We start from the raw sequence: 23,079 nt of genomic DNA on the forward strand, positions 1-23,079 counted from the left end.
CGCGAACGGTTGGATGCCCACCGTGTCATGCCGTGCGGCAGGGCACGCAGAGGTGCGCCCAGCCGGTGACGGACCGTCACGACCGCGTCCCAGCCCGGCCCCAGTCGCCAGGACGGCCCCGTGCCGGTCCGAGGCGGGGCCGTACCCGCGATCGATGGAGCGGACGTGCCGCACCGGGGTGTTTCCCGCATCGGAGGTCCCCGGACGACCATCGGCTCCGCCCTGTCCGCCCTGTCCGCCCTGTCCGCCCTGTCCGCCCTGTCTGCCCTGTCTGCCCTGTCCGCCCTCGTTCTCGCGGCGGCGGCGCTCGCCGGCTGCGGGTCCGGCGACAGCGCCGGGTCCACGTCACCGCGGCCGGCCGCGGTGCGTCTGCCCCCGCGGCACGCCGGGTTCGACTACCAGATCGGCGGCGCCTACCCCCCGCCCGCCGGGGTCCGGATCGTCAGCCGGGACCGCGCCGACTCCCCCGCTCCCGGCCTCTACAACATCTGCTACGTCAACGCCTTCCAGGCCCAGCCGCAGGAACTCTCCTCCTGGCCGGCCGACCTGCTGCTGCGCGACGCGCACGGCGCGGTCGTCGTCGACGAGGACTGGGACGAGGCCCTGCTGGACCTGCGCACCCCGGCCAGGCGCGAGCGGGTGGCCCGGCGCGTGAACGGCTGGATCGACACGTGCGCGGACAAGGGCTTCGACGCCGTCGAGCCCGACAACTACGACAGCTACACCCGCTCCCGCCGTCTGCTCACGGCCGCCGACGCGAGCGCGTTCATGCGGCTGCTCACCCGGCACGCGCACGCCCGGCACCTGGCCGTCGGACAGAAGAACACCGCCGAACTGGCCGGGCAGCGGGCGCGCGACGGACTGGACTTCGCGGTGGCGGAGGAGTGCGGGCAGTACGACGAGTGCGGGGTGTACGCGCAGGCCTTCGACGACCGGGTGGTGGACGTCGAGTACACCGACAGCGGACTGCGCAGGGCGCTGGACCGCTGGGGCGCCCGGCTGAGCATCGTCCGCCGGGACAGGGACGTCTCCACGCCCGACAGCCCGGACTACGTCCGCGAGGACCACTGAGCGGACCGGCCCGCCGCTAGGGGGTGTCGTTTGGATCAGGCCGGCCGGGACCGACGGTGCGGACCGGCCGACCCGAGCGGGGTCTGGTGCGTGCAGATGCAAGGCGGAGGAGGGAGTCGACGCGATGGGGGTCCCCCCGCGCGAGCGGAGCCGAGCGTGGGGGAGTCGGCGATCAACGACAACGCCGCAGATGTGCGTGCCAGGGCCCGCGACGCCGGAATGATCCAAACGACACCCCCTACGGCCGCTCCAGCAGGTCGAGCGCCCGCTCCCAGCCGAAGTCCGGCCGCTCGCCGTCCGCCCCGGGCCGCCCCGAGTACGGCTCGCCGAAGCGCACGCCCATGCCGCGCAGCCGGATCAGGCTGTCCCGGTAGGCGGGGTGGGCGGCCAACGCGTCGGCCACACAGGGCAGCACAGCGACCGGCACGCCCAGCCCGGGTGCCTCGCACAGTGTGCCGAGGGCGAGGGTGTCGGCCGATCCGGCCGCCCACTTGTTCACGGTGTTGAAGGTGGCGGGCGCCACGACGACCGCGTCCGGCGGCGGGAACGGGCGCGGGTCGCTCGGCGTGCGCCAGGCCGACCGGACGGCCCGGCCGGTCTGCGCCTCGGCGGCCACGGCGTCGAAGAAGCCACCCATGGCCACCGGGGTCGCGATGACACCGACATCCCAGTCCCGCCTCTGCGCGGCCGTGATCAGATCGCCGACCCCCTCGGCGATCCCAGCCGCACAGACGACGACGTACAGAAACGGCTTCCCCCGACGCTCACCCATCCGGGCACCCTACCGACACCCCGTGCCTCCGGCCGGTGGCGGGATGCAACGGTCGCCCCAGGGGCGAACGCGAGGTCCGGGGCGGGGTGTCGATGCCGGAGCCTGCCGTCGGTGCGGGGGGCGTCGGTGCGGCGGCCGGACCCGGGAGCGGGGGCAGCCACCGGTCCCGAGGGCGCCAAGGCCAAGGCCGGACGGCAACGCTGATGCCGAAGGCAACCGCCGACGCCAAGGGCAGATACCGATGCCGTGGTCAGTCGCCGAGGCCCGACGCCGACGGCGGACGCCACGCCGACGCCCGACGCCGACCGCAGACGCCACGCCGACGCCAGGAGCAGACGCCGTTGCCGAGGGCACTTACCCACGCCGAGGCCGGACTCCGACGCCGACGGCAGACGCCCACACCAAAGCCAGAGGCCGTGCCAAGGGCAGACGCCCGCGCCGAGAGCAGACTCCGCACAGGCCGGACACCAGCGACCAGAGGCAGCCACCAAGCCCGAGACCGGACGCCGGCAGCCGGAGGCAGCCACCGCGCCGGTGCCGCGCCAGGCGCCGACGCCGGATCGGACACCGGTGCAGGGACCGGACACCGGTGGCGGGGCCGCAGGCCGACGCGGAGGCCGGACACCAGCGACCCGGGGCAGCCGCCGAACCCGACACCAGACGCCGGCCGCCAGACGTCAGACGTCAGCCGCCCGTGGCAGCCACCGGGCCGGTGCCGGGCCCAGGGCGGATCCCGAGCCCCGACACCGACGCCGATGCCGACGCCGACACCGATGCCGATGCCGAGGGGAGTCAGTCTTCGCGGAGGCGAATCGCGCTGACCGGGCACGCGCGGGCGGCCTCGCGGGTCATCGGGTCGCCCGTGCCGTCCTCGCGGCCCGGGATCACCATGCTGAAGCCGTCGTCGTCCTGCGTGAAGACACCAGGTGCGGCGAGCGCGCACTGCCCCGCGCCGATGCAGCGGTCCTTGTCGATCTCGATGTGCATGACCAGAGCCTCTTACCAGGTCACGGGGAGTTCCAGCATCCCCTGGATCGTGTCGCCGGGTTTGAACGGGATTTCCTGGGCCGGGGCGGCCAATCGGAGTCCGGGCAGCCGGGTGAACAGCGCGCCGAGGGCGATCTCCAGCTCCGCGCGGGCGAGGTTCTGCCCCAGGCACTGGTGGATGCCGAAGCCGAAGGCCACGTGGTGGCGGTTCGGGCGGTGCCAGTCCAGGGAGTCGGGTTCCTCGTACACGGACGCGTCGCGGTTGATCACCGAGGTCGCGAAGAGCACGCCCTCGCCGGCCCGGATCGTGGTGCCCTCGACCTCGATGTCCTCCAGGGCCACGCGCAGCAGCCCGTCGGCGATGGAGAGCATGCGCATCAGTTCCTCGACGGCGTCGGGCAGCAGTGCGGGATCCGCGCGCAGCTCGGCCAGCCGGTCGGGGTGCTGGAGCAGGGTGTAGGTGCCGAGGGAGATCATGTTGGCGGTCGTCTCGTGTCCCGCCACCAGCAGGATGACGGCCAGGGAGACGAGTTCCGCGCGGTCCAGGGCGCCCTCGCGCAACTGGTGGTGGATCAGGTCGTCGATGATGCCGTCGCCGGGCTCCGGCTGTTCGGCCTTGCGGTCGATGAGGTCGCCGAGGTAGGTCTCCAGCCGGCTGCGGGCGGCCTGCGTGTCGGCGGCCGTGGGGCCGCGCAGCAGCCTGCGGGACTGCGCCTCGAAGAACTCGTGGTCGGCGTACGGAACCCCGAGCAGGCCGCAGATCACCATGGACGGCACGGGCAGCGCGAAAGCGGAGACCAGCTCGGCGGGCGGGCCCTGCGCGATCATCGCGTCGAGCAGACCGTCGACGATCTCCTGGATCCAGGGCCGCAGCCGTGTCGCGCTCTTCACGGTGAACGACGGGATCATCATCCGGCGCTGTGTCTGGTGCTCGGGGTCGTCGACGCCGAGCAGGGCCACCCGGCGGTCACGGACCGCCGCGAAACGGGCGGTGGGCACCGGGAAGTCGGGGCGGCGGCGGTCGGTGGACAGGCGGGGGTCGGCGAGCAGCGCGCGGGCGGTGGAGTGCCGGGTGACGATCCAGACCTTCCGGCCGTCGAAGAGGGTGACGCGGGAGAGGGCCGGGCCCTCGCGCAGGGGTTCGTAGCCGGTGGGCGGGTGGTAGGGGCAGGTGCGGTCCTGGGGGAAGGCGACCGGGGCGGCCGGGGTCGCCGGGCCGGTGATGTCCGTCAGATCCGTCATGGAAAGACCTCTCAGACGAAGAAGTGCGTCGCACCGATCACCATTAGATGCCTCGGGCACCTAATGGACGACAACAAGTTCGGCCAGATCGGTGATCCGGGGAATCTGTCCGGAGCACGGGGTGGTGGGGGGTTGCCATGCGCCGGGTTCCCGCTCGCCCGGTGAGCGGGAAGGCGCTCCTGACCAGCGGGGCGCCGCGCCACCGGGCACGAACGGAGCGGCTGGTTCCAGTCGCTGGGGAGACGTGTCCCGGCCTTTTCATTATCGCTCGGTCCGTACAGTCCCGGCTCGTACAGCCTCGGGCCCTGCAGTCTCGGGCCCTACAGTCTCGGGCCCTACAGTCTCGGTCCGTAGCAGTCTCGGCCCGTACCGCCCCGGCGACCCGTACGGGCCGAAGACGCGGGTGAGGTCATCACCCGCCTGGCGCAAGCGGCCCCGGTTCCGGATGAAACCGGGGGCCGCGGGCGTTGAAGCTGGCCGCAGGAATCAGCCGTTAGGACCGACGAAGGGTACGGATCCGATGCCTCTTGAGGGCGAGTACGAGCCCAGCACGGCCGAGTGGGTACGTGATCAGGTCGAGCTGTACGAGAGTTCGGGCGGGACGAAGGGCACGACGCTGCTGGACACCGGCCTGCCGGTGATCCTGCTGACCACGCTGGGTGCCCGCAGCGGGAAGATCCGCAAGACCCCGCTGATGCGGGTGGAGCACGACGGCAGGTACGCGGTGGTCGCCTCCCAGGGCGGGGCGCCCAAGCATCCCGTCTGGTACTTCAACGTCACGGCCGATCCGCACGTCGAACTGCAGGACGGCCCGGTCAAGCGGGACATGCGGGCCCGTGAGGTCACCGGCGCGGAGAAGGCCGAGTGGTGGGAGCGGGCCGTGGCCGCGTTCCCGCCGTACGCGGAGTACCAGAAGAAGACCGACCGGCAGATCCCGGTGTTCGTCCTGGAGCCGCTCGACGAGAGCTGATGCGGGCCCGGAAGCGGTTCGATCGGGAGAAATCCGCGCCGCGGGCGCACATGAACCGCTTCCGGGGCGGGCACCCGTGCGTCAGGCCCCGCCGCGTTCCCCCGTCGCGGCGGGGCCGCTTTCCTCCGTCGCGGCGGGGCCGCTTTCCCGCACGTGGATCCGGTCCAGTCGGGCCTGTGCGGCGGTCAGCAGCAGGTCCAGCGCTGCCGGGTAGGAGCTGTGGCGCATGGTGACCACGAGCTGGCGGGAGCAGGCCGCGATGTGGGGGTGGGTGTCGGCGGGCAGCCGGGCGTACGTGTCCCGCCAGACGTCGGCCTCGGCCTCGCGGGCGGCCCGGGGCATCGCGGTGCCCGCGGAGTCGAGGGCGGCGAAGGCGAGGGCCTGGTCGACGAAGGCGTGGTAGATTCGCACCGCCTCCCGTTCCGGGAAGCCGGCCCCGCGGAGCACGCCGAGGATGCTCTCGATCGCCTTGATCTCGTGCGCCCGGCCGGTTACCCGGTGGGCGCTGAGCACGGCGGCCCGGGGATGCGCGAGCGCACTCGAGTGCATGCGCAGGCCCAGGTCACGCAGGTCGGCCCGCCAGTCGCCGGTGGGCCGCCAGACGCGCAGGCTGTGGCCGATCAACTCGTCCGCGATGGCGAGCATCAGGTCGTCGGTGTGCCGGAAGTACCGGTACAGGGAGCTGGGGTCGGCGCCGAGGGCGCGGCCGAGCCGGCGCACGGACAGGGCGTCGGCGCCGTGCTCCTCGATCAGCCGGAGCGCGGTCTCGACGATCAGCTCCGCGGACAGGACGACGCCCTGTTTGGTGGGGCGCCGGCGCCGCCGTTCGGTGGCCGGCACAACGCGCTCGCTCATCGGACCCCTCCCTGAGGTGTGCCCCGGCTGTGTCCGGGGTGTGCCGGGGTGTGCCCCGGGTCTGTCCGGGGGTGTGCCCGGCACCTTATGACAACACCGTTGACCTGTGAAGCTCACGGGCGGTTTCATCTGCGGTCACCGGGGCCGGCCAGGCCCCGCGCTGCGAGCGGAGAGCCCGGTCATGAGCGAGACACCCTTCGGTGTGGATCCACCACCCGCGCGGCCCGAGCTGCGCAAGTCCCTGAGTGTGCTGGACACCGTCGCCGTGGCCGCGTCCAGCACGGCCGCGACCACGAGCATCGGCATCGGGCTCGGGGTGACGGCCGGCGTGGTCGGCCTCCATCTGCCGGCCATCATGCTGCTGGCGTTCGTGCCGATCCTCGGGATCGCCGGGGCCTTCTCCCGGCTGAACCGGGTGGAGCCGAACGCGGGCAACGGCTATGTGTGGGTGGGCCGTTCACTCAGTCCTTGGCTCGGTTTCATGGTCGGCTGGGTCAACTTCGTGGCGAGCATCGCGTTCCTCGCGTACACCACGGCGGTGACCGGCTCGGCGCTGCTGCAACTGGCCGGGGACGCGGGCCTGCACCGGATCGGCTCGCTCGGCCTGGATCCGGACTCGACCGCGCAGACCACGACGGTCGGTGTCGTCGTGCTGGCCGCGGTCACCGTCACGGCCGTGACCGGCGTGCGGACCGCGGCCCGGCTGCAGACCTGGCTGCTGGTCTTCGAGTACGTGGTCCTGCTGGGCTTTTGCGGCTACGGCATCGCGGCCGGCCCGCACCCCTTCCGGCTCTCCTGGTTCGACCCGTTCGCGATCCCCTCGGCGAGCGCGCTCGCACAGGGTCTGCTGCTGTCGGTGTTCTGCTACTGGGGCTTCGAGGCCGCGTTCACCGTCAACGAGGAGGTGCGCGACCCCCGGGACGCCTCCCGGGCCGGGACGATCACCCTGGTGACGATGCTCGGACTGTTCCTGCTCGGCTCGATCGCCTTCCAACGGGTGCTTTCGGAGGGCGAGTTGGCCGGGCACGGGGCGCAGGGGCTGGCGTACTTCGGGGACCGGCTGGCCGCGCAGCCGCTGGCCGCGCTGCCTCTGGTGGCGCTGATGTTCTCGGCGGTGGCCTCGCTCCAGGCCGGGGTCATCCCGGCGGCACGGGGGATGTTCGCGATGAGCCGGGACCGTACCCTCGGGCCGGTGTGGTCCAAGGTCAGTTCCCGGTACGGGACTCCGGCCGCCGGGACCCTGCTGATCGGGGCGCTGGCCACGGCCGTGGCGGTGCTCGCGCTGGTGATCCCGCGCCTCGCCGACATGATCATGGCGACGGTGAACGCGGTCGGCATCGTGGTCGCGCTGTCGTACGCGCTCACCGCGCTCGCCGCCGCCGCCCGCTTCCGGTCCCTGCTGCGCGAGGACTGGCGGCAGGGGGTGCGGGCGGTGGTCCTGCCCGCGCTGAGCGCGCTCTGCCTGCTGGGCCTCGGCGGCTATCTGGCGTGGTCCTTCTACACCTCCGTCGACCACGTCGAGGTCAGCGCGGACAACGGACGGTTCCTGCTGCTCATGCCGCTGGTGATGATCGTGTCCGGGTTCGTCGTGGCCGCGTGGGCGAAGTGGGTGCGCCGATCGCCGTACTTCCGCACCGGTGAAGGCACCGACGCCGACTCCCCGCAGCTCCTGTCCGCCGTCGACTGACCCGCCGGCCGGCCCCACGACCATCCCCGCGGCCGTCCACCCGACCGTCCACGCGGCCGTCCACCCGACCGTCCACGCGGCTGTCCATCCGACCGTCGACCCGGCTGTCCACCCGACCGTCCACCGAACGTCCTTCCAGGAAAGGCATCATGCACGCTGATCTGCTCTTCACCGGCGGCCCCGTCCTCACTCCCGAGGGGGTGACGGCCACCGCCGTGGCCGTCACCGGGGGCCGTGTCACCGCCGTCGGACACGACGAACTGCGCGCGCTCGCCGGGCCGCGCACGGAGGTGGTCGACCTCGCCGGGCGGCTGCTGCTGCCGGGCTTCCAGGACGCGCACGTGCATCCGGTGCCGGCCGGCCTGGAGATGACCCAGTGCGACCTGACCGGGACGACGACCGCCGAGGAGAGCGTGGCCGCCGTCCGCGCGTACGCCGAGGCGCATCCCGGGCGGGAGTGGATCCTCGGCGGCGGCTGGTCGATGGAGGCGTTCGAGGGCGGTACGCCGACCAGGGAGCTGCTGGACGCGGTCGTACCGGACCGGCCGGTGTACCTGCCGAACCGGGACCACCACGGCGCCTGGGTGAACAGCCGCGCCCTCGAACTGGCCGGCATCGACCGGGACACCCCCGACCCTGCCGACGGGCGGATCGAGCGGGACGCCTCGGGCGCGCCAAGCGGCACGCTGCAGGAGGGCGCGATGCAGCTGGTGGGCCGGCTGACGCCGGCCGCCACCGCGGCCGACCGGCTGGCCGCGCTGCTGCACGCCCAGCGGCATCTGCACGCGCTCGGCATCACCGCCTGGCAGGACGCGCTGGTCGGTGACTTCCTCGGCATGGACGACCCGGCGCAGGCGTATCTCACCGCGGCCCGGGACGGCTCGCTGACCGCGCGCGTGGCCGGCGCGCTGTGGTGGGACCGGGAGCGCGGGGCCGAGCAGATCCCCGAACTGGTGGAGAAGCGGGCCGCGTTCGGCCACGGCCGGTTCCGCGCGGACACGGTGAAGCTGATGCTGGACGGGGTCGCCGAGAACGGCACGGCCGCGCTGCTCGACCCCTATCTGGACCGGTGCGGCTGCGCCACCGCCAACCGCGGCAAGAGCTTCATCGACCCGGCCCGACTGCCCCAGTACGTCACCGAGTTGGACGCGCTCGGCTTCCAGTGTCACTTCCACGCGCTCGGCGACCGGGCCGTACGCGACGCGCTGGACGCCGTCGAGGCGGCCCGCGCCGCCAACGGGCCGAGCGACACCCGGCCGCATCTGGCCCACCTCCAGGTGGTGCACCCGGACGACGTGCCGCGGTTCGCCCGGCTCGGTGCCACCGCAAACATCCAGCCGCTGTGGGCCGCGCACGAGCCGCAGATGGACGAGCTGACGATCCCCTTCCTCGGGAAGGAACGGGCCGGGTGGCAGTACCCGTTCGCGGCGCTGCTGCGCTCGGGGGCGCGGCTCGCGGCCGGCAGCGACTGGCCGGTGAGCAGCCCCGATCCGCTCCAGGGCATCCATGTCGCGGTCAACCGCGTCGAACCGGGCGGCGCCGAGCCGGTGTTCCTGCCGGACGAGCGGCTGAGCCTGGCGCAGGCGCTGACGGCGTACACGGCCGGGTCGGCGTACGTGAACCATCTGGACGACACAGGGCGGGTGGCCGCCGGGGCGCTCGCCGATCTGGTGGTGCTGGACCGCGACCCGTTCGCCGGGCCGGTGGAGGCGATCGCCCGGACGCGGGTGGCCCTCACCTATGTGGGGGGTGAGCGGGTGTACGCGGCGGACGGCGAGTGAGCCGGAAGGCCGGGGGGGCCGGGCCGGTCGTCGCCGACGCGCGATTCCGGCCCCGCGGCCGTCCTCCGGTCACGCGCCCGTTCTCGGGTGGTACGCCCGCTCTCGGGTGACGCGCCCGCTCTCGGGTGACGCTTCCGACCTCGGGCCCCGCGCCCGCGGGTCACATGCAGCCGACCTGCTGCCTGGCCCGCGGCCAGGCCTCCACGCCGTCGGTCGTGCGGACGTAGGCCGTCGCCCGGTCCCCGGTCAGCCACAGGTGCCGGCCCTGGTAGTGGTACCCGGTGTCGTGGGCGTCCGCCGGCATGGGGACGTCCTCGCGGTACGGCGCCTCCAGGAGGCCGTCGAGGACGCCCTCGGGGTCGCGGACGTACGTGCGGCCGTCCAGGTCGAGGAAGTACGCGGAGTCCCAGTCGCAGTGTTCGGGGCCGGAGGAACTGCTGAGCCGGCGCACCGGTACCCGCTCGCCGTCGCCGTCCGTCCAGATCTCCCAGCCCTGGTCGGCCGCGATCCGGGCGGGGAGTTCGGCGGGGTCGCAGGCGGCGCTGGTCTCCGGGCCCCAACCGGGGCGGTCCTTCTGGTCCTTGGCCACGACGACGGCCACCTTGGTACGGCCGTGGACGTCGAAGGAGTACAGCACCCGGTCCTTCTCCCGGCGCTCCGCCCGGTAGCCGTGGTCGGGCTGGACGGGCTGGAACATGTCGAAGTACACCTTCAGCCCTTCCTCCGGTGTGCCGCCGCCGTCTCCCTCGGCCCAGCCGTCGGGCCCCGCCCCCTCGAAGATCTCCCCGTCGCACTCCAGCGCCCGGCCCGCCGCTCCGGAGGACCGCAGCAGGGCACGGGGGCTCTGCCCGTCCACGTCCGTGGTGGGCACGTACAGGGGGCCGCCGTACGGGCTGGCCGGCGGCGTGCCCTCGACCACCACCCGCACGCCGGTGCCCTCGTCGCACCCCACCGCCGTCACGGCCGCCAGTACGGCCACGGCCACCAGTCCTCCGCGCATCCCCGCCCCTGTTCCCCGGCGTCCCCGGCGTCCCGGTCCCCCGGCGTCCCGGCGTCCCCCGTGACTCCCGATGTTTCCGGTCACCCTCGGTGTTCTTCCTTGATCCGTCCGGCCCTACGACGCCGGGGCGGGCCGAAACGTTCGAGGCGGGACGAGTCCGGCGAGGTCGCGGCGACGGGGACCGGCGTGGCCGCCTTCCGGGCCGGCGACGAGGTGTCCGGCAGGCTGCGCGCGACGATCGCGGGGACCTTCCCGCTCGCGAAGGCCGCGAAGGCGCACGAGCCGGGAGACACCGGGCGGACGACGGGCAAGCTGGTGCTGGTCATGCACTGAAACTCGAAGACATATGTCAATCGAACATGCTCAAATTCCTTCCATCGAGGGTAAGTTGACTGTCCAGGAAGCGATTTCCGGGCGCGTGTGGGAGGGGCTGCTGTGGTGCGACAGGAACCCACACCGGTCACCCGGCATCTGCGCGTGCACGAGGACCGCGGGCACACCGTGGTGGAGTTCCGGGGCGAGATCGACATCGCGGCGGCGGCCGAGATCGCACCGCTCCTCGACGCCGTGTCCGCCCGGCCGGGCATCCGCCTGGTGCTGGACCTGGGAGCTGTCGAGTTCTTCGACTGCTCGGGCCTGCGGCTGGTCTACCGCACCCGCAGCCGGGTGCTGGAGCGCGGCGGACAGCTGGCGCTCGTGTGCACCCATCCGCTGACCCTTCGCGTCTTCCGGGTCACCGGACTGACCAGACTGCTGCCGCCCCACCCGACGCTGGACGCGGCCCTGGAACAGTCCGAGGCCGCGTCCGGCTCGCTGTGACGACGACCCGTCAACCACAGGTCCGTACCAAAGTATTGACGCCTTCTTATCTCACTTCTTAAATCAAGAGGCATCACACCCCCACGCGAACGGAGTGTCATGGCCTCCCCACGCCTGCTCCGCACCTGCCTCTTCGCCGCCCTGTCGGCCTCGCTGGTCGGCTCGTTCGCCGCCGGCCCGGTCCGGGCGCAGACCCCCACGCCGGCTGCCGCACCGGTTGCCGCGTCGGCCGCCGCGGCCGTGACGACGTTCTCCGACACCTTCGACGGACCCGCGGGCGCCGGGGTCGACTCCTCGAAGTGGAGCATGGAGACCGGCGACAACGTCAACAACCACGAGCGGCAGTACTACACCTCCGGCACCCACAACGCGGCCTTGGACGGCCAGGGCCACCTGGTGATCACCGCCCGCCAGGAGAACCCCGCGGGCTACCAGTGCTGGTACGGCAGCTGCCAGTACACCTCGGCCCGGATGAACACCTCCGGGAAGTTCAACGCCCAGTACGGCCATGTCGAGGCGCGGATGAAGATCCCGCGCGGGCAGGGCATGTGGCCCGCGTTCTGGATGCTCGGCACGCCGGTGAACTGGCCGGACTCGGGTGAGATCGACGTGATGGAGAACGTCGGGTTCGAACCCTCCACCGTGCACGGCACCATCCACGGCCCCGGCTACTCCGGCTCGGGCGGCATCGGCGCGGGCTACTCCCTGCCGGGCGGGCAGGCCTTCGCGGACGCCTTCCACACCTTCGCCGTCGACTGGGCGCCCGACTCGATCACCTGGTCGGTGGACGGCAACGTCTACCAGCGGCGCACGCCCGCCGACCTGGGCGGCAGGACCTGGGTCTTCAACAAGCCGTTCTTCCTCATCCTGAACCTGGCGGTCGGCGGCTACTGGCCCGGCGACCCGGACGGCTCGACCCAGTTCCCGCAGCAGCTGGTGGTGGACTCGGTGTCGGTGACGACGAGCGACACCGCGGCCGGTGCCGCCATCCGGGGACTCGCGGGCAAGTGCGTGGACGTGGCAGGCGCGAACCCCGCCAACGGCACCCCGGTCCAGCTCTACGACTGCAACGGCACCGCCGCACAGCAGTGGACGGTCGGCTCGGACGGCACCATCCGGGCGCTCGGCAAGTGCATGGACATCACGGACCGCGGCACGGCGAACGGCTCGACCGTCCAGCTGTGGGACTGCTCCGGCGGCACCAACCAGAAGTGGACCGTCACGGCGGCGCACGACATCGTCAATCCGCAGGCGGACAAGTGCCTCGACGTGACCGGGAACAACCCGGCCAACGGGACCCGGCTGCAGATCTGGAGCTGCAGCGGCGGCGCCAACCAGAAGTGGACCGTCGGCTGAGCCGTCCCCGGGTCAGTGCAGCTTCCAGCGGAACTTGTCGCCTCCCACCCAGCGGACCACCTCCGGGTCGTCCAGGTCGTGGATGGTGATCCCGTGGTGGGCGGCCGTCTCCAGCACGTCCGTGATGGAGGTGGCCTCCCTGACCACCTGACCGTCGATCTGCACGATCCGGAACGGCGGCTCACCCGGCTTGCCGGGGCACAACCCGAGCACCAGGATCCGCGGGTGCGAGATGTGGGGAGCTGATTGTTCGGTCATGCAATAGAGCGTAGAACGCGACGCGGGCGGACGACTCGTCCTCGCGAGCCGTACAGGCGAGCCCGGTGGGCCGTCGCCGTGCGCCGGGTGCGGGGCTGGGCAACCCTGGAGGTCCGGGGGGAGAACCCTGGAGGGCCGTGGGAGCTGGAGGTGGCCATGGAACCCGTCGCGGCCCTGGACCGGATCGCCTTCCTGCTGGAGCGCTCGCTCGCGCCCACCTATCGGGTACGGGCCTTCCGCACCGCCGCCCGGGTGCTCTCGGAGCTGCCCGAGGAGGAGGTGGCCCGGCGGGCGGCGGCCGGGACGCTGGAGTCGCTGAAGGGGGTCGGGCCCAAGACCGCGCAGGTGGTGCGCGAGGCGCTGGCCGGGGAGGTCCCCGGCTATCTGCGCACGGTCGAGGAGGAGGCCGGCGGGCCGCTCCCGGTCGAGGGCGGCACCGAGCTGCTGGCCCTGCTGCGCGGCGACTGCCACATGCATTCGGACTGGTCGGACGGCGGCAGCCCGATCGAGGAGATGGGGCGGGCGGCGGCCCGGCTGGGCCACGCGTGGACGGCGCTGACCGACCACTCCCCCCGGCTGACCGTGGCCCGCGGTCTCAGCCCGGAACGGCTGCGCGAGCAGCTGGCGGTGGTGGCGGAGCTGAACACACGGTGGGCGCCGTTCCGGCTGCTCACCGGCATCGAGTGCGACATCCTGGAGGACGGCTCGCTGGACCAGGAGCCCGAGCTGCTGGAGCGGCTCGACGTCGTGGTGGTGTCCGTGCACTCCAAGCTGCGGATGGACGCCCGCTCGATGACGCGCCGGATGGTGGCTGCCGTACGCGATCCGCACGCGGACGTCCTCGGCCACTGCACCGGCCGGCTGGTGACGGGCCGGGGGCGGCCGGAGTCGGAGTTCGACGCGGGCGCGGTGTTCGCCGCCTGTGCCGAGTCGGGGACCGCCGTGGAGATCAACAGCCGGCCCGAGCGGCTGGACCCGCCGCGGCGGCTGCTGCGGGAGGCGGTCGGGGCCGGGGTGCTGTTCTCGGTCGACACCGACGCGCACGCGCCCGGCCAGCTGGACTGGCAGATCCTCGGCTGCGCCCGCGCCGAGGAGTGCGGGGTGCCCGCCGGGCGGGTGGTCACCACCTGGTCGGCGGACGAGCTGCTGGACTGGACGCGCGAGGGCCGCGTACCGGCGAGGGCGGGCCCTCGTGCGGCGTGACCCACATCACGGCAGCCGGTGGAACACCACAACGAGGTTGCCCGTTGAACAGACCGTGGGCGCGGATGGGACAGTGTCCCCGGGCCTCACCATGAGCCCACAGGGACGATCGTTCGGCTGAAGCCCTGTGGAGCCGTTCGCCGAGAGGCGACCGCCATGCGCGCCCACCACTTGGCCGCCCCGGCCGTGATTCCCCCGTCACGGTCGGGGCTTCTCCATGTCACCCCGAGATGCCGCCCCGAGCGCGGTCGCCGTGAGCCCGGTCGCCCCGAGCGCGGTCACCGTGAGCGCGGCGCCCGGTCCGCCAGCGCGGTCCGCCACACCGGGTGCCGGTCGTCGGCGGCCGTCTCGGCGCGACGGCCGCCGCGGGCGAAGAAGTCGGCGAGGGGCAGGATCGCCGCGCCGACGGTGACCGCGTCGGGGCCGAGCCGGCCGAGGTCGATGGTGACCTTGTCGGCCGGGTGGCGCAGGGCGTACGTCGCCGCGTGGCGTCGTACGGCCGGCAGGAAGCGGGTGCCGAGCTGGAGGCCGGCCCAGCCGCCGATCAGGATGCGCTCGGGCTGGAACAGGTTGATCAGGTCGGACAGGCCCGCGCCGAGGTACTCGGCGGTCTCCTCAAGCACCGCGAGCGCGACCGGGTCGGGGTCGGTGCCCTCGGGCGGGTAGGCGGCGGCGAGCATCGCGGTGAGGGCGGTCTCCTCGTCGGTGCCCTCGGGCGGCCGGCCGCCCCCCTCCTGCCAGCGCTCCAGCAGGGACTCGGCACCCGCGTAGGCCTCCAGGCAGCCCGGTGCGCCGCAGCGGCAGCGCCGCCCCCGCACCCGTACGGTCAGATGGCCCCACTCGACGGCCCGGCCGTGCTCCACCTCCGGGGTGACCAGGCAGGCGCCGACCCCGGATCCGAAGAGCACGACGACGGCGTTGCGGGCGCCGCGCCCGGCGCCGAACCACATCTCGGCCTGTCCCAGGGTCTTGGCGCCGTTGTCGATGAAGTACGGGACATTGTCCGGGAGTTGGGAGGTGGAGCGGAGCAGCCGCTCCAGCGGGACCGCGTCCCAGCCGATGGTCTGCCCGTGCACGACCGCCCCCCGGTCGGCGGTGTGCTCGACGATGCCGGGGACACCGACACCGACGCCGAGCAACCGCTCGGGCGCCGCCTCCTGGACCGCGAGGATCTCGGCGATGCCGTCGCGGATGTGACCGGCGATGACGTCGGCGTCGTAGCCCTGCGGGGTCAACGGGCGTTCGGTGCGGGCGAGTTCGGTGAGGGCCAGGTCGAACAGCTCGACGCGGACGCGGGTTTCGCCGACGTCGACGCCGATCATCTGGCCGCTGCGCGGGGACACCCGCAACAGGGTGCGGGGGCGACCGCCGTCGGAGTCGACGCTGCCGGCCTCCTCGACCAGTCCGTCGGCGACGAGGTCCGCGACCACGTTGCTGACCGATCCGGAGCTGAGTCCGGTGGCCGGTCCCAGCTCGAAGCGGCTGAGCGGGCCGTCGAAGTAAAGCCGTTGGAGTACGGCCGTCCGGTTGCCCCGCCTCAGGTCGCGTACCGTACGCCCGTTCCGCCCCGCCATGTCGCTCCCTTCGCCCCCTGCCCGACCTGCAACATACCTCCCGGGACAGGCTGGGGACGACTTTATACCAACCCTTATTTCATGCTCTGAGCTAAGCGGGCGGAGCACCACTCGGCCGGGTCGGCGGGTTCTGCGGGTTCTGCGGGTTCTGCGGGCTCCGCGGGTTCTGCGGGCTCCGCGGGTTCTGCGGGCTCCGCGGGTTCTGCGGGCTCCGCGGGTTCTGCGGGTTCCCCGGGTTCAGCCCGCCGCCTACACGTCCTCCACGTACCGGCCCCCGGCAGCGGCCTCACGCTGCTGGTCATAGCCAGGCGCGAACAGACCACTCGTGAGCTTGATCGTCACCTGGCCCTCACTCACGCATCCCCCCACGGCGGACAGGGCGTCGGCCCTGAGACCGCTGCCGCCGGCCCGTCGGCCTTGTCGTTCAATGGCGCTGTGGAGCGCCGTTGCCGGCAGTACGGTCGAGGAAACAAGGACGACGGTGAGGAAGGGGGATGCTGGCGGAGACCATGACGGCGCTCGCGGCAGCCGGGGGCACGGCGGTGGTGCAGGCTGCGGGCACGGACGCGTGGGCGGGGGCGCGGCAGCGGGTCGCCCGACTGCTGAGCCGGGGCGACGGGCAGCGCGAACACGCTCAGCTGGATCGGCTGGACCGGACCGCGGACGCCTTGGACTCGGCAGGAGGGGACGAGGCGGATCAGGTGCGCCTGGTGCATGCCGAGGGGTGGCGGAGCCGGTTCGAGATGCTGCTGGAGGATCTGGACGAGCCCGCACGTGAGGAGGCTGCCGCCGAATTACGTGCCCTGGTGGCGGAGGCGCACACCGCCGTCGGCAGCAGCAGCACGCAAGTGGAGGGAAACGTCTTCCACGGGCCTGTCGCGATCCAGGTCGGCGACCACAACCGGCAGGACAACCACTTCGGGCCCGGAGCATGACCGCTGCGGCATCCGGCGGCCCCAGGACGGGCGGGGTGTCGGGCAACACCTTCTACGGCGCGACCGCCATCAACGTCGGGGCCGGCAGCGTCCAGAACAACTACTTCCAGCTCGTCACCGACGATCCCGTGGAGGCCGCGGCGCGCGACCTCGCCCGCACGGTGCTGGCGCAGTGGCGTGAAGAGGCACGTGTGCGCGGCTTGTTCGACCCGGTGCCGATTCCGGTGCCCTGGAGGGCCGTGCGGGAGCCGGAATTCGGCGACCATCCCCACCTGACCGGCGGCAGCGCCGAGGGCAGCGGCGCTGAACTGGGTTCATTCGCCCGGGCGTTCCTCGCGCTGCGGCAGCGTCGGCTGGTGGTGCTGGGTGAGGCCGGAGCGGGCAAGACGACACTGGCCGTGCTCCTGGTGATCGAGCTGCTGCAGCTGATGGGCGCCGGTGACGCCGTTCCCGTCCTGCTGCCGATCGCGTCGTGGCGGCCCGGCGAGGAGCATCTGCACACCTGGTTGGAGCACCACCTGCTCCGCGACTACCCGCACCTGACGGCCGAGACGGCACGGGACCTCATCCGCGACAGGCGCATCATGCCCGTGCTCGACGGCCTGGACGAACTACCGCCCGACCAGGCGCCGGTGGCCCTCCAGAGCCTCAACGACACCCTGGCAGCCGGTGGTCCCCTCATCCTCACCTGCCGAACGCGTGCGTACTCGGACACGGTGCGGACCGCATCCGTGCTGCGCTCGGCGGCGGTCGTACGGGCCGACCCCCTGTCCGCCGAGACCGCCGTCGAGTACCTGCGCAGCAGCGCCACTCCGCAGCACGCGGCACGATGGAAACCGGTGCTCGACGAACTCCAGGGGCACCGGCGCGGCGCGTGCGCCGGCCAGGGGAGGGTGCGCGCCCGGCGCACCCTGTCCGTCAGAATCCCGGCCGGGGTTCGGGACGGCATCCGCATCCGGGTGGTCGGGGAGAGCGGTGCCGGCCTCCACGGAGGAGCCCCGGGGGACCTGTACATGGAGGTCCGTGAACGAGAGCAGACCTGATCCCGCGCAGATCGCTCAGCGTGAGCCCCATCTGGGCTCACCCGCGACCGCGTCACCTACCACCTGCGCCGCCTCTCCGCCCGCTGGTCGGCCACCAACCGCACCCAACTGGTCTCCCGCGCCTACTCCCTGGGCATCCCCCGGAAATCCATTGGCCCGTCCTCCGCCACCTAAATAAGATGCCTGAAAACCTAGGACCCCTAGGTAGCTAAGACGCCTGGGCACCTAGGATCCCTAGGTGCGGCATCCGAGAGGACTCCCCATGCGACCGATCACCGAGCAGGACATCCGCGACTCCTTCGTCAACTGCTCCAAGGGGGAGGCCAAGCGGCTGGCGGTTCCACGTGATCTCGGTGAACGCCCGTGGGACGACCTCGACTTCCTCGGGTGGCGGGATCCCGGGGCGCCGGACCGCAGCTTTCTGGTCACCGAGCGGGACGACCGGAACGTCGGTGTGGCCCTGCGCTTCCCGTCCTCACGGCGCGGCTTCCTGCACCGCAGCATGTGCTCGGTGTGTCTGACGACACACCGGGGCGGCGGGGTGTCCCTGATGACGGCGCGAAAGGCGGGCGTGGCGGGCCGCGAGGGTAACTCGGTGGGCGTGTACATGTGCACGGACCTGGCATGTTCCCTGTACATCCGCGGGAAGAAGGTGCCGCAGTCCGGCACCCGGTTCGAGGAGAGCCTGACCGTCGAGGAGCAGGTCGCGCGCGCGGCGGCCAACCTGTCCGCCTTCCTCGACAGGCTGTACGTCTGACACCCTGAGCCGTTCAGGTCCACCATCTGCGGCGTTCGGTGCGTCGGAGGAACGGGAACAGGCCAAGGGATGCCAGAGGAACAGAAGTGGACCGTGCGACTGCGGCGCCTGCTGAGGCGGCACAGGGAGCCGGTGGTCGTCCAGACACTGCGGTCGGCCGCGGCGGCGACGGTCGCCTACGTCATCGCGCTGCGGCTGAGCCCTGAACCGGCCCCGCTCACCGCGCCCCTGACGGCGCTGCTGGTCGTCCAGGTCACCTTCTACGCCACTCTCACCAACGGCATCCGCAGGGTGAACTCGGTGGTGGCCGGCGTCCTGGTCGCGATCCTGTTCAGCCTGCTGGTGGGCCTGACCTGGTGGAGCCTCGCGCTGCTGATCGTGGCCTCACTGGCCGTGGGTCATCTGGTGCGTGTGGACGAGTACGTGGCCGAGGTGGCGATCAGCGCGATGCTGGTGCTCGGGGTCACCACCGTCGGGTTCACCGCGTGGGCGCGGATCGTGGAGACCCTGATCGGCGCGGTCGTCGGCATGGCCTGCAACCTGCTGCTGCCGCCTCCGGTGTGGGTGGACGAGGCGGCCAGTTCGATCGAGGGGCTGGCCCGCCGGGTGCGGCAGTTGATGCTGCGGATGGGCGAGGAGGCCGCGGGCCGTATCCCGTGGCAGCAGGCTGCCGCGCGGCTGCACGAGGCGCGCCGCCTGGACCACGACATCTCCCAGGTGGACGCGGCGCTGCGGCAGGCCGAGGACAGTCTGCGGCTCAACCCCCGTGTGCGGGAGGGCCTGCTGCACCGGGTGGTGCTGCGCACCGGCCTGGACACCCTGGAGATCTGCACGGTCGTCCTGCGGGTGCTGGCCCGTTCCTTCACGGATCTGGCGAAGGCCCGCGGTTCCGAGGACCTGTTCCCGAACCGGATCGGGGCGACCGTGGAGCAGTTGCTGTCCGAGATCGCGGACGCGGTGGTGAGCTTCGCCGTGCTGGTGACCACCGACCTCAGCAAGAACGCCGAGTCGGCCGAGGCGCGCCTGACGGCCGAACTGCACACGGCGGCGGCCACCCGGGACCGGCTCGCCGCGCTGCTCCACGCGGAGGTCCGCGCGGGCGCGGAGAACTGGCAGCTGATGGGCGCGGTGCTGACCGAGGTGACCCGGATCATCGACGAACTCGACACCGAGCACCGCACCCGCCGCCTGTTCGAGGAACTGGACCAGGTGTCCCGGGAGCAGCGGGCGAAGCGGCCGTGGGTGCACCGCATACGCGAGCGCCTCGGCATCCAGGACGACCTGTGGCGCAACCGCGCGGGGTTCGGCGAGCGTTCTCGGTGAGGGGCGCCGGTGCGCACCGGCCTCTTCGGGTACGGGTCATTTCGGGTACGGGTCATGACGAGGCACCAGGCATCACAGGGCGTCGCGCTGTACGCGCTGTACGCGCTGCACGGGAGGGAGCGGGCCGATGGCCGACACGGGTGTACGGATCGACGGGAACACGGTGAGGCTGGGCGGCGGGGTGGCGGTGCGCTTCGTGCGCACGCTCCGGCTGCCCGAGTCGGGCACGCATCCGCTGCCGCCGGGGCTGGGCGAGTTCCCCGTCCGGCGGGTGGCGGACTACGCCGACTCGGTGCCGGAGCAGTGGCGGGCGCGTGGTGGCGTGATGCTGCCGGTGTACCTGCGTGAGGCGATGTGGCTGAGTTTCGCCGGTACGACGGAGCCGGCCGCCCTCCAGGTCGGCGTGGGCAAGGTGTGCGCCGTCTCCGGGAAGCCGTGGCACGACGGTCTCGCGCGCACACCGCAGAACTACCTGGTCCTGCCCCGCCAGCCGTGGCTGGACGGCATCAACTCCGGAAAGGGCACGGTCCGCCAGTTCGTCGCCGTACCGCTCGGGCTCGGCGCGACCGTCGAGGGGCAGGTCACCGGCGAGGAGACGTGGGGCGGGGTCCAGTTGCAGGCGTTCGGGCTGCGTGAGGACGTCCTCGCCGAGTGGCGGCGCCGGGAGCGTGAGCAGCGCGCGCGGGCTCGGGCGGCGGGCCCGGCCGTCGGCTACGGCGGCCCCCTGCCCGCCGGGGCCTATGGCGGCCCGGCGCCCATGGCCGCCGCCGCGCCCGGCGGGCCGATGCCCTCGGCGCCGGCCGCCGCGGGTCCCCCTCCGCGTGCGGCGGCCATGGGCCTCGGCGTGGGCGGTTCGATGCGCCAGGAGGTGTACCGGGACGACCAGCCGCTCACGGACTGGGCCGGGACACCCGCCGGCCGGGTCTTCGTGCATCTGGTCACACCCCCGCAGTGGCAGCGCATCACGGGCGAGGCGCCCCCGCCCTCACCGGTGGACCGGGCGGCGTACACGAACGCGGGCCTTCCCTGGTACGACTACTACGACGAGGACGCCGAGGACCTCTCCCCCACCGGCACCCTGGAGTCCGTGAAGCCGGTCGGCGACTGGCTCGGGGACGACCTGGACCCCTGGCAGCAGCCGTCCGCCGGGCAGGTGGTACCCCTGAAGGACGCCCAGGGCAAGCCGGTCGAGGACGGGGACTGGTGACTCCGTAGCGCATCGGCGCATCGGCGCATCGACCGGCGTTGCGCTGTTTGCCATGGCGATGGCTCGTCTTGCCTTTCCGGTGGGTTCCGCGCCAAGGTGGCTGTCACGGCCGGGGCACGGACGACCTGAGGTACGGCATGGACGGCATGGACGGCACGGACGGCATGGACATGGGCGAGCGCAAGGGGCTGAGCAGGCGCCGGTTCGTCGGAGGCCTGGCGGGCATGGCCGCCGTCGTGGCGTTGCCCGCCCCGGCGGCCCCGCCGTCGCACGGCGCCCCCTCGGACCGCACCCCGCCGAACCGCACCCCGCCGGACCGGGCCCCCGCCCCCGACGCGCGGACGGCGGCGCCCCGGAAGGACTCCGGTCCTCGTCCCCTCTACATCGGCACCTACACCTCGGTCCAGGGCGGCGGCACCGGCATCGGCCTGGCGACGTACGACCCGACGACGGGCCGGATCACCGGGTCGGGGACGCTGACCGGCGTCCCCGACCCCTCGTACCTCGCCGTACATCCCGACGGCCGCACGCTGTACGCGGTCGACGAGCGGCAGGACGGCGCGGTCACCGCCGTACGCCTCGCCGACCGGCGTGTCCTCGGCAGCCGCGGCACGGGCGGCGCCGGACCCTGCCATCTGTCGGTCCACCCCACCGGGCGCTGGCTGCTGAGCGCCGACTACCAGTCGGGCAGCGTGGCCGTGCACCCCATCGACGCGCAGGGCGCGCTCGGCGAGCGCACCGCCCTGGTGACCCACTCGTCACCGGCCCCGGGACCCGGCCAGCAGGGCCCGCACGCGCACCAGTTCATCACCAGCCCCGACGGCGGTCACGTCCTCGCCGTGGACCTCGGCACCGACACCGTGTACACGTACCGGCTTGACCTGTCGAAGGGCACGCTCACCGAGGTCGCCCAGGCGCACACCCGGCCGGGTGCCGGTCCACGCCATCTGACCTTCCACCCGGGTGGCCGCTACGCCTACCTGGCGAACGAGGTGGACGACACGGTCGCCGTCTGCGCCTACGACCCCGCCTCGGGCCGGCTCACCATCGGCACCCCCCAGTCCACGGGTTCGGCCGGCGGCACCAACTACCCGGCCCAGTTCCTGGTGACGGCGAACAGCGCGTACGCCTTCCTCGCCAACCGCGGCCACAACAGCCTCGCCCGCTACGCCGTGGAGGCCGACGGCGCCCGGCTGCGTCTGCTCGGCACGGTACCGGTCGCGGGGGACTTCCCCCGGCAGATCGCCTTCTCACCGGACGGCGCCCTGCTCTTCGCCGCCAACCAGCGCTCCGGCACGGTCAGCGTCTTCCACGTGGACGCCCAGAGCGGTGAACTGCGGCTCGCGGGCAAGCCGTTCGCCTCCCCGATGGCCGTCTGCGCGCTGCCGTTGTAGCACCGGGGGCTTCGCCCTAGGGGGTGTCGCTGTCCGTGCGCTGCCGTTGCAGCGCACGCGGGCAGGCGGGGGTGGCGCTCGCCTGGGTCAGGAGCGCGTGCATGCGCTCGGTGAGTTGGCTGACGTCGTCGGCGGGGGTGTGGAACGGCAGCCGTACGTCGCCATGGGTGCGGGTGCGTTCGATGCGGAGGGTGAGGCCGTGCCGGTCGACGGCGAGGGGCGCCACCCGGGTCGCGGCGTGCAGGCTCTCGGGCCGTACGAGCCGGGTGAGCCGCTCGACGGCGTCGGGGTGGGCGTCGGCGAGGTGGGTGAGGAGGTGGGCCTCGGCCGTGGCCAGCGGGTCGGGCCGGGCGGCGGCGAACTCGTCGAGGCCGACGAGCACGGCGCCGGAGGACTGCCGCAGCACCACCCGGGTGGGCCGGAAGAGCAGCGAGGCGTCGGCCGCCGGGGTGAAGCAGCCGGCCAGCCACAGGCGGGCGCGGATACGCTGCCGTACGGGTACGGGGGCCGCGTCGGCGAACTCCAGCACGGCGTGCGGCTCCGCGCGGGGCGCGCACAGCACCGCCGCGAGCAGGGCGCTGTCCTCGGGCACCGACAGCAGCACCCCGCCGTCCTCGCTCACGCGGTGCGCGCCGACGTACTCCTCGTGGGCACCGTCCGCGCGCACCTCGCACGACCACACGGTGGCGAGCAACGATCGGGCCCGCTCCGCCGCGCCGGGTCCGGCAGCCCAGTCCTGTGTGTCAGCCATCCGAGATCTCCTTAGGTAAGCCTTGCCTAACCTATCGAAGATCCGGGCACACGCCAACCACGCCCCACCGGCAGGAAGGCCTGGACGGGACCGG

Annotated in this window: 21 protein-coding genes and 3 pseudogenes; 16 read left to right on the plus strand and 8 right to left on the minus strand. The window is 72.8% G+C overall.

Features of this window, described 5'->3' with window-relative positions:
- Positions 1 to 231 precede the first annotated feature (231 nt).
- The gene (locus tag ACGFYV_RS03505; protein ID WP_393876741.1) at positions 232 to 1,071 is read left to right on the plus strand and encodes an endo alpha-1,4 polygalactosaminidase; all 840 of its coding nucleotides are present in this window, start codon (positions 232 to 234) and stop codon (positions 1,069 to 1,071) included.
- A 238-nt stretch (positions 1,072 to 1,309) separates the two neighbouring features.
- Here ACGFYV_RS03505 and ACGFYV_RS03510 read toward each other — a convergent pair whose 3' ends face one another.
- From ACGFYV_RS03510 to ACGFYV_RS03520, 3 genes are all read right to left on the minus strand, one after another.
- Positions 1,310 to 1,843: a flavoprotein gene (locus ACGFYV_RS03510; RefSeq protein ID WP_393876651.1), complete on the minus strand. Its 534-nt coding sequence runs from the start codon at positions 1,841 to 1,843 to the stop codon at positions 1,310 to 1,312.
- A 792-nt stretch (positions 1,844 to 2,635) separates the two neighbouring features.
- Complete coding sequence (locus ACGFYV_RS03515) at positions 2,636 to 2,830, minus strand: ferredoxin (protein WP_393876652.1); 195 nt, start codon at positions 2,828 to 2,830, stop codon at positions 2,636 to 2,638.
- Between the two features lie 12 nt (positions 2,831 to 2,842).
- Positions 2,843 to 4,072 (minus strand): cytochrome P450, encoded by a 1,230-nt coding sequence (locus ACGFYV_RS03520; RefSeq protein WP_393876653.1) that lies wholly within the window; start codon positions 4,070 to 4,072, stop codon positions 2,843 to 2,845.
- A 520-nt stretch (positions 4,073 to 4,592) separates the two neighbouring features.
- On the opposite strand from ACGFYV_RS03520, the gene ACGFYV_RS03525 reads away from it, so the two are divergent.
- Positions 4,593 to 5,042 carry a nitroreductase family deazaflavin-dependent oxidoreductase gene (locus tag ACGFYV_RS03525; RefSeq protein ID WP_393876654.1) on the plus strand — a complete coding sequence of 150 codons (450 nt, stop codon included), beginning with the start codon at positions 4,593 to 4,595 and terminating at the stop codon, positions 5,040 to 5,042.
- 81 nt (positions 5,043 to 5,123) lie between these two features.
- Here ACGFYV_RS03525 and ACGFYV_RS03530 read toward each other — a convergent pair whose 3' ends face one another.
- Positions 5,124 to 5,897 (minus strand): TetR/AcrR family transcriptional regulator, encoded by a 774-nt coding sequence (locus ACGFYV_RS03530; RefSeq protein WP_393876655.1) that lies wholly within the window; start codon positions 5,895 to 5,897, stop codon positions 5,124 to 5,126.
- 181 nt (positions 5,898 to 6,078) lie between these two features.
- On the opposite strand from ACGFYV_RS03530, the gene ACGFYV_RS03535 reads away from it, so the two are divergent.
- Together ACGFYV_RS03535 and ACGFYV_RS03540 are read left to right on the plus strand one after the other, a co-directional pair.
- A complete protein-coding gene (locus ACGFYV_RS03535) occupies positions 6,079 to 7,584 on the plus strand; it encodes an APC family permease (RefSeq protein ID WP_393876656.1) in 1,506 nt (501 codons plus the stop codon).
- A gap of 149 nt (positions 7,585 to 7,733) precedes the next feature.
- Positions 7,734 to 9,365: an amidohydrolase gene (locus tag ACGFYV_RS03540; RefSeq protein ID WP_393876657.1), complete on the plus strand. Its 1,632-nt coding sequence runs from the start codon at positions 7,734 to 7,736 to the stop codon at positions 9,363 to 9,365.
- Positions 9,366 to 9,525: 160 nt separating this feature from the next.
- Here the strand turns inward: ACGFYV_RS03540 and ACGFYV_RS03545 are convergent, their stop codons facing one another.
- Positions 9,526 to 10,365, minus strand: a complete 840-nt coding sequence (locus ACGFYV_RS03545) for a hypothetical protein (protein ID WP_393876658.1) — start codon at positions 10,363 to 10,365, stop codon at positions 9,526 to 9,528.
- Positions 10,366 to 10,551: 186 nt separating this feature from the next.
- Between ACGFYV_RS03545 and ACGFYV_RS03550 the strand changes: the two genes are divergently transcribed.
- From ACGFYV_RS03550 to ACGFYV_RS03560, 3 genes are all read left to right on the plus strand, one after another.
- The gene (locus tag ACGFYV_RS03550) at positions 10,552 to 10,698 is read left to right on the plus strand and encodes a zinc-binding dehydrogenase (RefSeq protein ID WP_393876659.1); all 147 of its coding nucleotides are present in this window, start codon (positions 10,552 to 10,554) and stop codon (positions 10,696 to 10,698) included.
- 105 nt (positions 10,699 to 10,803) lie between these two features.
- Positions 10,804 to 11,184, plus strand: coding sequence for an anti-sigma factor antagonist (locus tag ACGFYV_RS03555; RefSeq protein ID WP_393876660.1), 381 nt, complete (start codon positions 10,804 to 10,806; stop codon positions 11,182 to 11,184).
- A 99-nt stretch (positions 11,185 to 11,283) separates the two neighbouring features.
- Entirely contained in the window at positions 11,284 to 12,540 is a 1,257-nt protein-coding gene (locus ACGFYV_RS03560) for a ricin-type beta-trefoil lectin domain protein (protein WP_393876661.1), read from the plus strand.
- Between the two features lie 12 nt (positions 12,541 to 12,552).
- Here ACGFYV_RS03560 and ACGFYV_RS03565 read toward each other — a convergent pair whose 3' ends face one another.
- Complete coding sequence (locus ACGFYV_RS03565) at positions 12,553 to 12,798, minus strand: hypothetical protein (RefSeq protein ID WP_393876662.1); 246 nt, start codon at positions 12,796 to 12,798, stop codon at positions 12,553 to 12,555.
- Between the two features lie 156 nt (positions 12,799 to 12,954).
- On the opposite strand from ACGFYV_RS03565, the gene ACGFYV_RS03570 reads away from it, so the two are divergent.
- A complete protein-coding gene (locus tag ACGFYV_RS03570; RefSeq protein WP_393876663.1) occupies positions 12,955 to 14,001 on the plus strand; it encodes a PHP domain-containing protein in 1,047 nt (348 codons plus the stop codon).
- Positions 14,002 to 14,279: 278 nt separating this feature from the next.
- On the opposite strand, the gene ACGFYV_RS03575 is transcribed toward ACGFYV_RS03570, so the two are convergent.
- Positions 14,280 to 15,575: an ROK family protein gene (locus ACGFYV_RS03575; protein WP_393876664.1), complete on the minus strand. Its 1,296-nt coding sequence runs from the start codon at positions 15,573 to 15,575 to the stop codon at positions 14,280 to 14,282.
- 494 nt (positions 15,576 to 16,069) lie between these two features.
- Here ACGFYV_RS03575 and ACGFYV_RS03580 point away from each other — a divergent pair, with 494 nt between their 5' ends.
- The 8 genes and pseudogenes from ACGFYV_RS03580 to ACGFYV_RS03615 all read left to right on the plus strand — a co-directional run bounded on the left by ACGFYV_RS03580 (position 16,070) and on the right by ACGFYV_RS03615 (position 22,234).
- Positions 16,070 to 16,510 (plus strand): hypothetical protein, encoded by a 441-nt coding sequence (locus ACGFYV_RS03580; protein ID WP_393876665.1) that lies wholly within the window; start codon positions 16,070 to 16,072, stop codon positions 16,508 to 16,510.
- Positions 16,507 to 17,301, plus strand: a pseudogene (locus tag ACGFYV_RS03585) (NACHT domain-containing protein); the annotation flags it as partial. The gene ACGFYV_RS03580 and the pseudogene ACGFYV_RS03585, both read left to right, overlap by 4 nt.
- 3 nt (positions 17,302 to 17,304) lie before the next feature.
- Positions 17,305 to 17,538: pseudogene (locus ACGFYV_RS03590) on the plus strand (DnaJ C-terminal domain-containing protein); the annotation flags it as partial.
- 48 nt (positions 17,539 to 17,586) lie between these two features.
- Positions 17,587 to 17,727: pseudogene (locus ACGFYV_RS03595) on the plus strand (diguanylate cyclase); the annotation flags it as partial.
- Positions 17,728 to 17,815: 88 nt separating this feature from the next.
- On the plus strand, positions 17,816 to 18,310 hold the full coding sequence (locus ACGFYV_RS03600) for an FBP domain-containing protein (RefSeq protein ID WP_393876666.1): 495 nt from the start codon (positions 17,816 to 17,818) through the stop codon (positions 18,308 to 18,310).
- Positions 18,311 to 18,379: 69 nt separating this feature from the next.
- Entirely contained in the window at positions 18,380 to 19,633 is a 1,254-nt protein-coding gene (locus tag ACGFYV_RS03605) for an aromatic acid exporter family protein (RefSeq protein WP_393876667.1), read from the plus strand.
- A gap of 127 nt (positions 19,634 to 19,760) precedes the next feature.
- Entirely contained in the window at positions 19,761 to 20,840 is a 1,080-nt protein-coding gene (locus ACGFYV_RS03610) for a hypothetical protein (protein WP_393876668.1), read from the plus strand.
- Between the two features lie 164 nt (positions 20,841 to 21,004).
- Positions 21,005 to 22,234, plus strand: coding sequence for a lactonase family protein (locus ACGFYV_RS03615; RefSeq protein WP_393876742.1), 1,230 nt, complete (start codon positions 21,005 to 21,007; stop codon positions 22,232 to 22,234).
- 16 nt (positions 22,235 to 22,250) lie between these two features.
- On the opposite strand, the gene ACGFYV_RS03620 is transcribed toward ACGFYV_RS03615, so the two are convergent.
- The gene (locus tag ACGFYV_RS03620) at positions 22,251 to 22,985 is read right to left on the minus strand and encodes a DUF2470 domain-containing protein (protein ID WP_393876669.1); all 735 of its coding nucleotides are present in this window, start codon (positions 22,983 to 22,985) and stop codon (positions 22,251 to 22,253) included.
- Positions 22,986 to 23,079 lie beyond the last annotated feature (94 nt).

Source organism: Streptomyces sp. NPDC048297, assembly GCF_043201585.1.
Lineage (GTDB): Bacteria > Actinomycetota > Actinomycetes > Streptomycetales > Streptomycetaceae > Streptomyces.

Excerpts from the sequence above, each read along its gene's own strand:
- ACGFYV_RS03510 (WP_393876651.1), bottom strand. The coding sequence starts at position 1,843 with ATGGGTGAGCGTCGGGGGAAGCCGTTTCTGTACGTCGTCGTCTGTGCG.
- ACGFYV_RS03515 (WP_393876652.1), bottom strand. The coding sequence starts at position 2,830 with ATGCACATCGAGATCGACAAGGACCGCTGCATCGGCGCGGGGCAGTGC.
- ACGFYV_RS03520 (WP_393876653.1), bottom strand. The coding sequence starts at position 4,072 with ATGACGGATCTGACGGACATCACCGGCCCGGCGACCCCGGCCGCCCCG.
- ACGFYV_RS03525 (WP_393876654.1), top strand. The coding sequence starts at position 4,593 with ATGCCTCTTGAGGGCGAGTACGAGCCCAGCACGGCCGAGTGGGTACGT.
- ACGFYV_RS03530 (WP_393876655.1), bottom strand. The coding sequence starts at position 5,897 with ATGAGCGAGCGCGTTGTGCCGGCCACCGAACGGCGGCGCCGGCGCCCC.
- ACGFYV_RS03535 (WP_393876656.1), top strand. The coding sequence starts at position 6,079 with ATGAGCGAGACACCCTTCGGTGTGGATCCACCACCCGCGCGGCCCGAG.
- ACGFYV_RS03540 (WP_393876657.1), top strand. The coding sequence starts at position 7,734 with ATGCACGCTGATCTGCTCTTCACCGGCGGCCCCGTCCTCACTCCCGAG.
- ACGFYV_RS03545 (WP_393876658.1), bottom strand. The coding sequence starts at position 10,365 with ATGCGCGGAGGACTGGTGGCCGTGGCCGTACTGGCGGCCGTGACGGCG.
- ACGFYV_RS03560 (WP_393876661.1), top strand. The coding sequence starts at position 11,284 with ATGGCCTCCCCACGCCTGCTCCGCACCTGCCTCTTCGCCGCCCTGTCG.
- ACGFYV_RS03565 (WP_393876662.1), bottom strand. The coding sequence starts at position 12,798 with ATGACCGAACAATCAGCTCCCCACATCTCGCACCCGCGGATCCTGGTG.
- ACGFYV_RS03570 (WP_393876663.1), top strand. The coding sequence starts at position 12,955 with ATGGAACCCGTCGCGGCCCTGGACCGGATCGCCTTCCTGCTGGAGCGC.
- ACGFYV_RS03575 (WP_393876664.1), bottom strand. The coding sequence starts at position 15,575 with ATGGCGGGGCGGAACGGGCGTACGGTACGCGACCTGAGGCGGGGCAAC.
- ACGFYV_RS03580 (WP_393876665.1), top strand. The coding sequence starts at position 16,070 with ATGCTGGCGGAGACCATGACGGCGCTCGCGGCAGCCGGGGGCACGGCG.
- ACGFYV_RS03600 (WP_393876666.1), top strand. The coding sequence starts at position 17,816 with ATGCGACCGATCACCGAGCAGGACATCCGCGACTCCTTCGTCAACTGC.
- ACGFYV_RS03605 (WP_393876667.1), top strand. The coding sequence starts at position 18,380 with ATGCCAGAGGAACAGAAGTGGACCGTGCGACTGCGGCGCCTGCTGAGG.
- ACGFYV_RS03610 (WP_393876668.1), top strand. The coding sequence starts at position 19,761 with ATGGCCGACACGGGTGTACGGATCGACGGGAACACGGTGAGGCTGGGC.
- ACGFYV_RS03615 (WP_393876742.1), top strand. The coding sequence starts at position 21,005 with ATGGACATGGGCGAGCGCAAGGGGCTGAGCAGGCGCCGGTTCGTCGGA.
- ACGFYV_RS03620 (WP_393876669.1), bottom strand. The coding sequence starts at position 22,985 with ATGGCTGACACACAGGACTGGGCTGCCGGACCCGGCGCGGCGGAGCGG.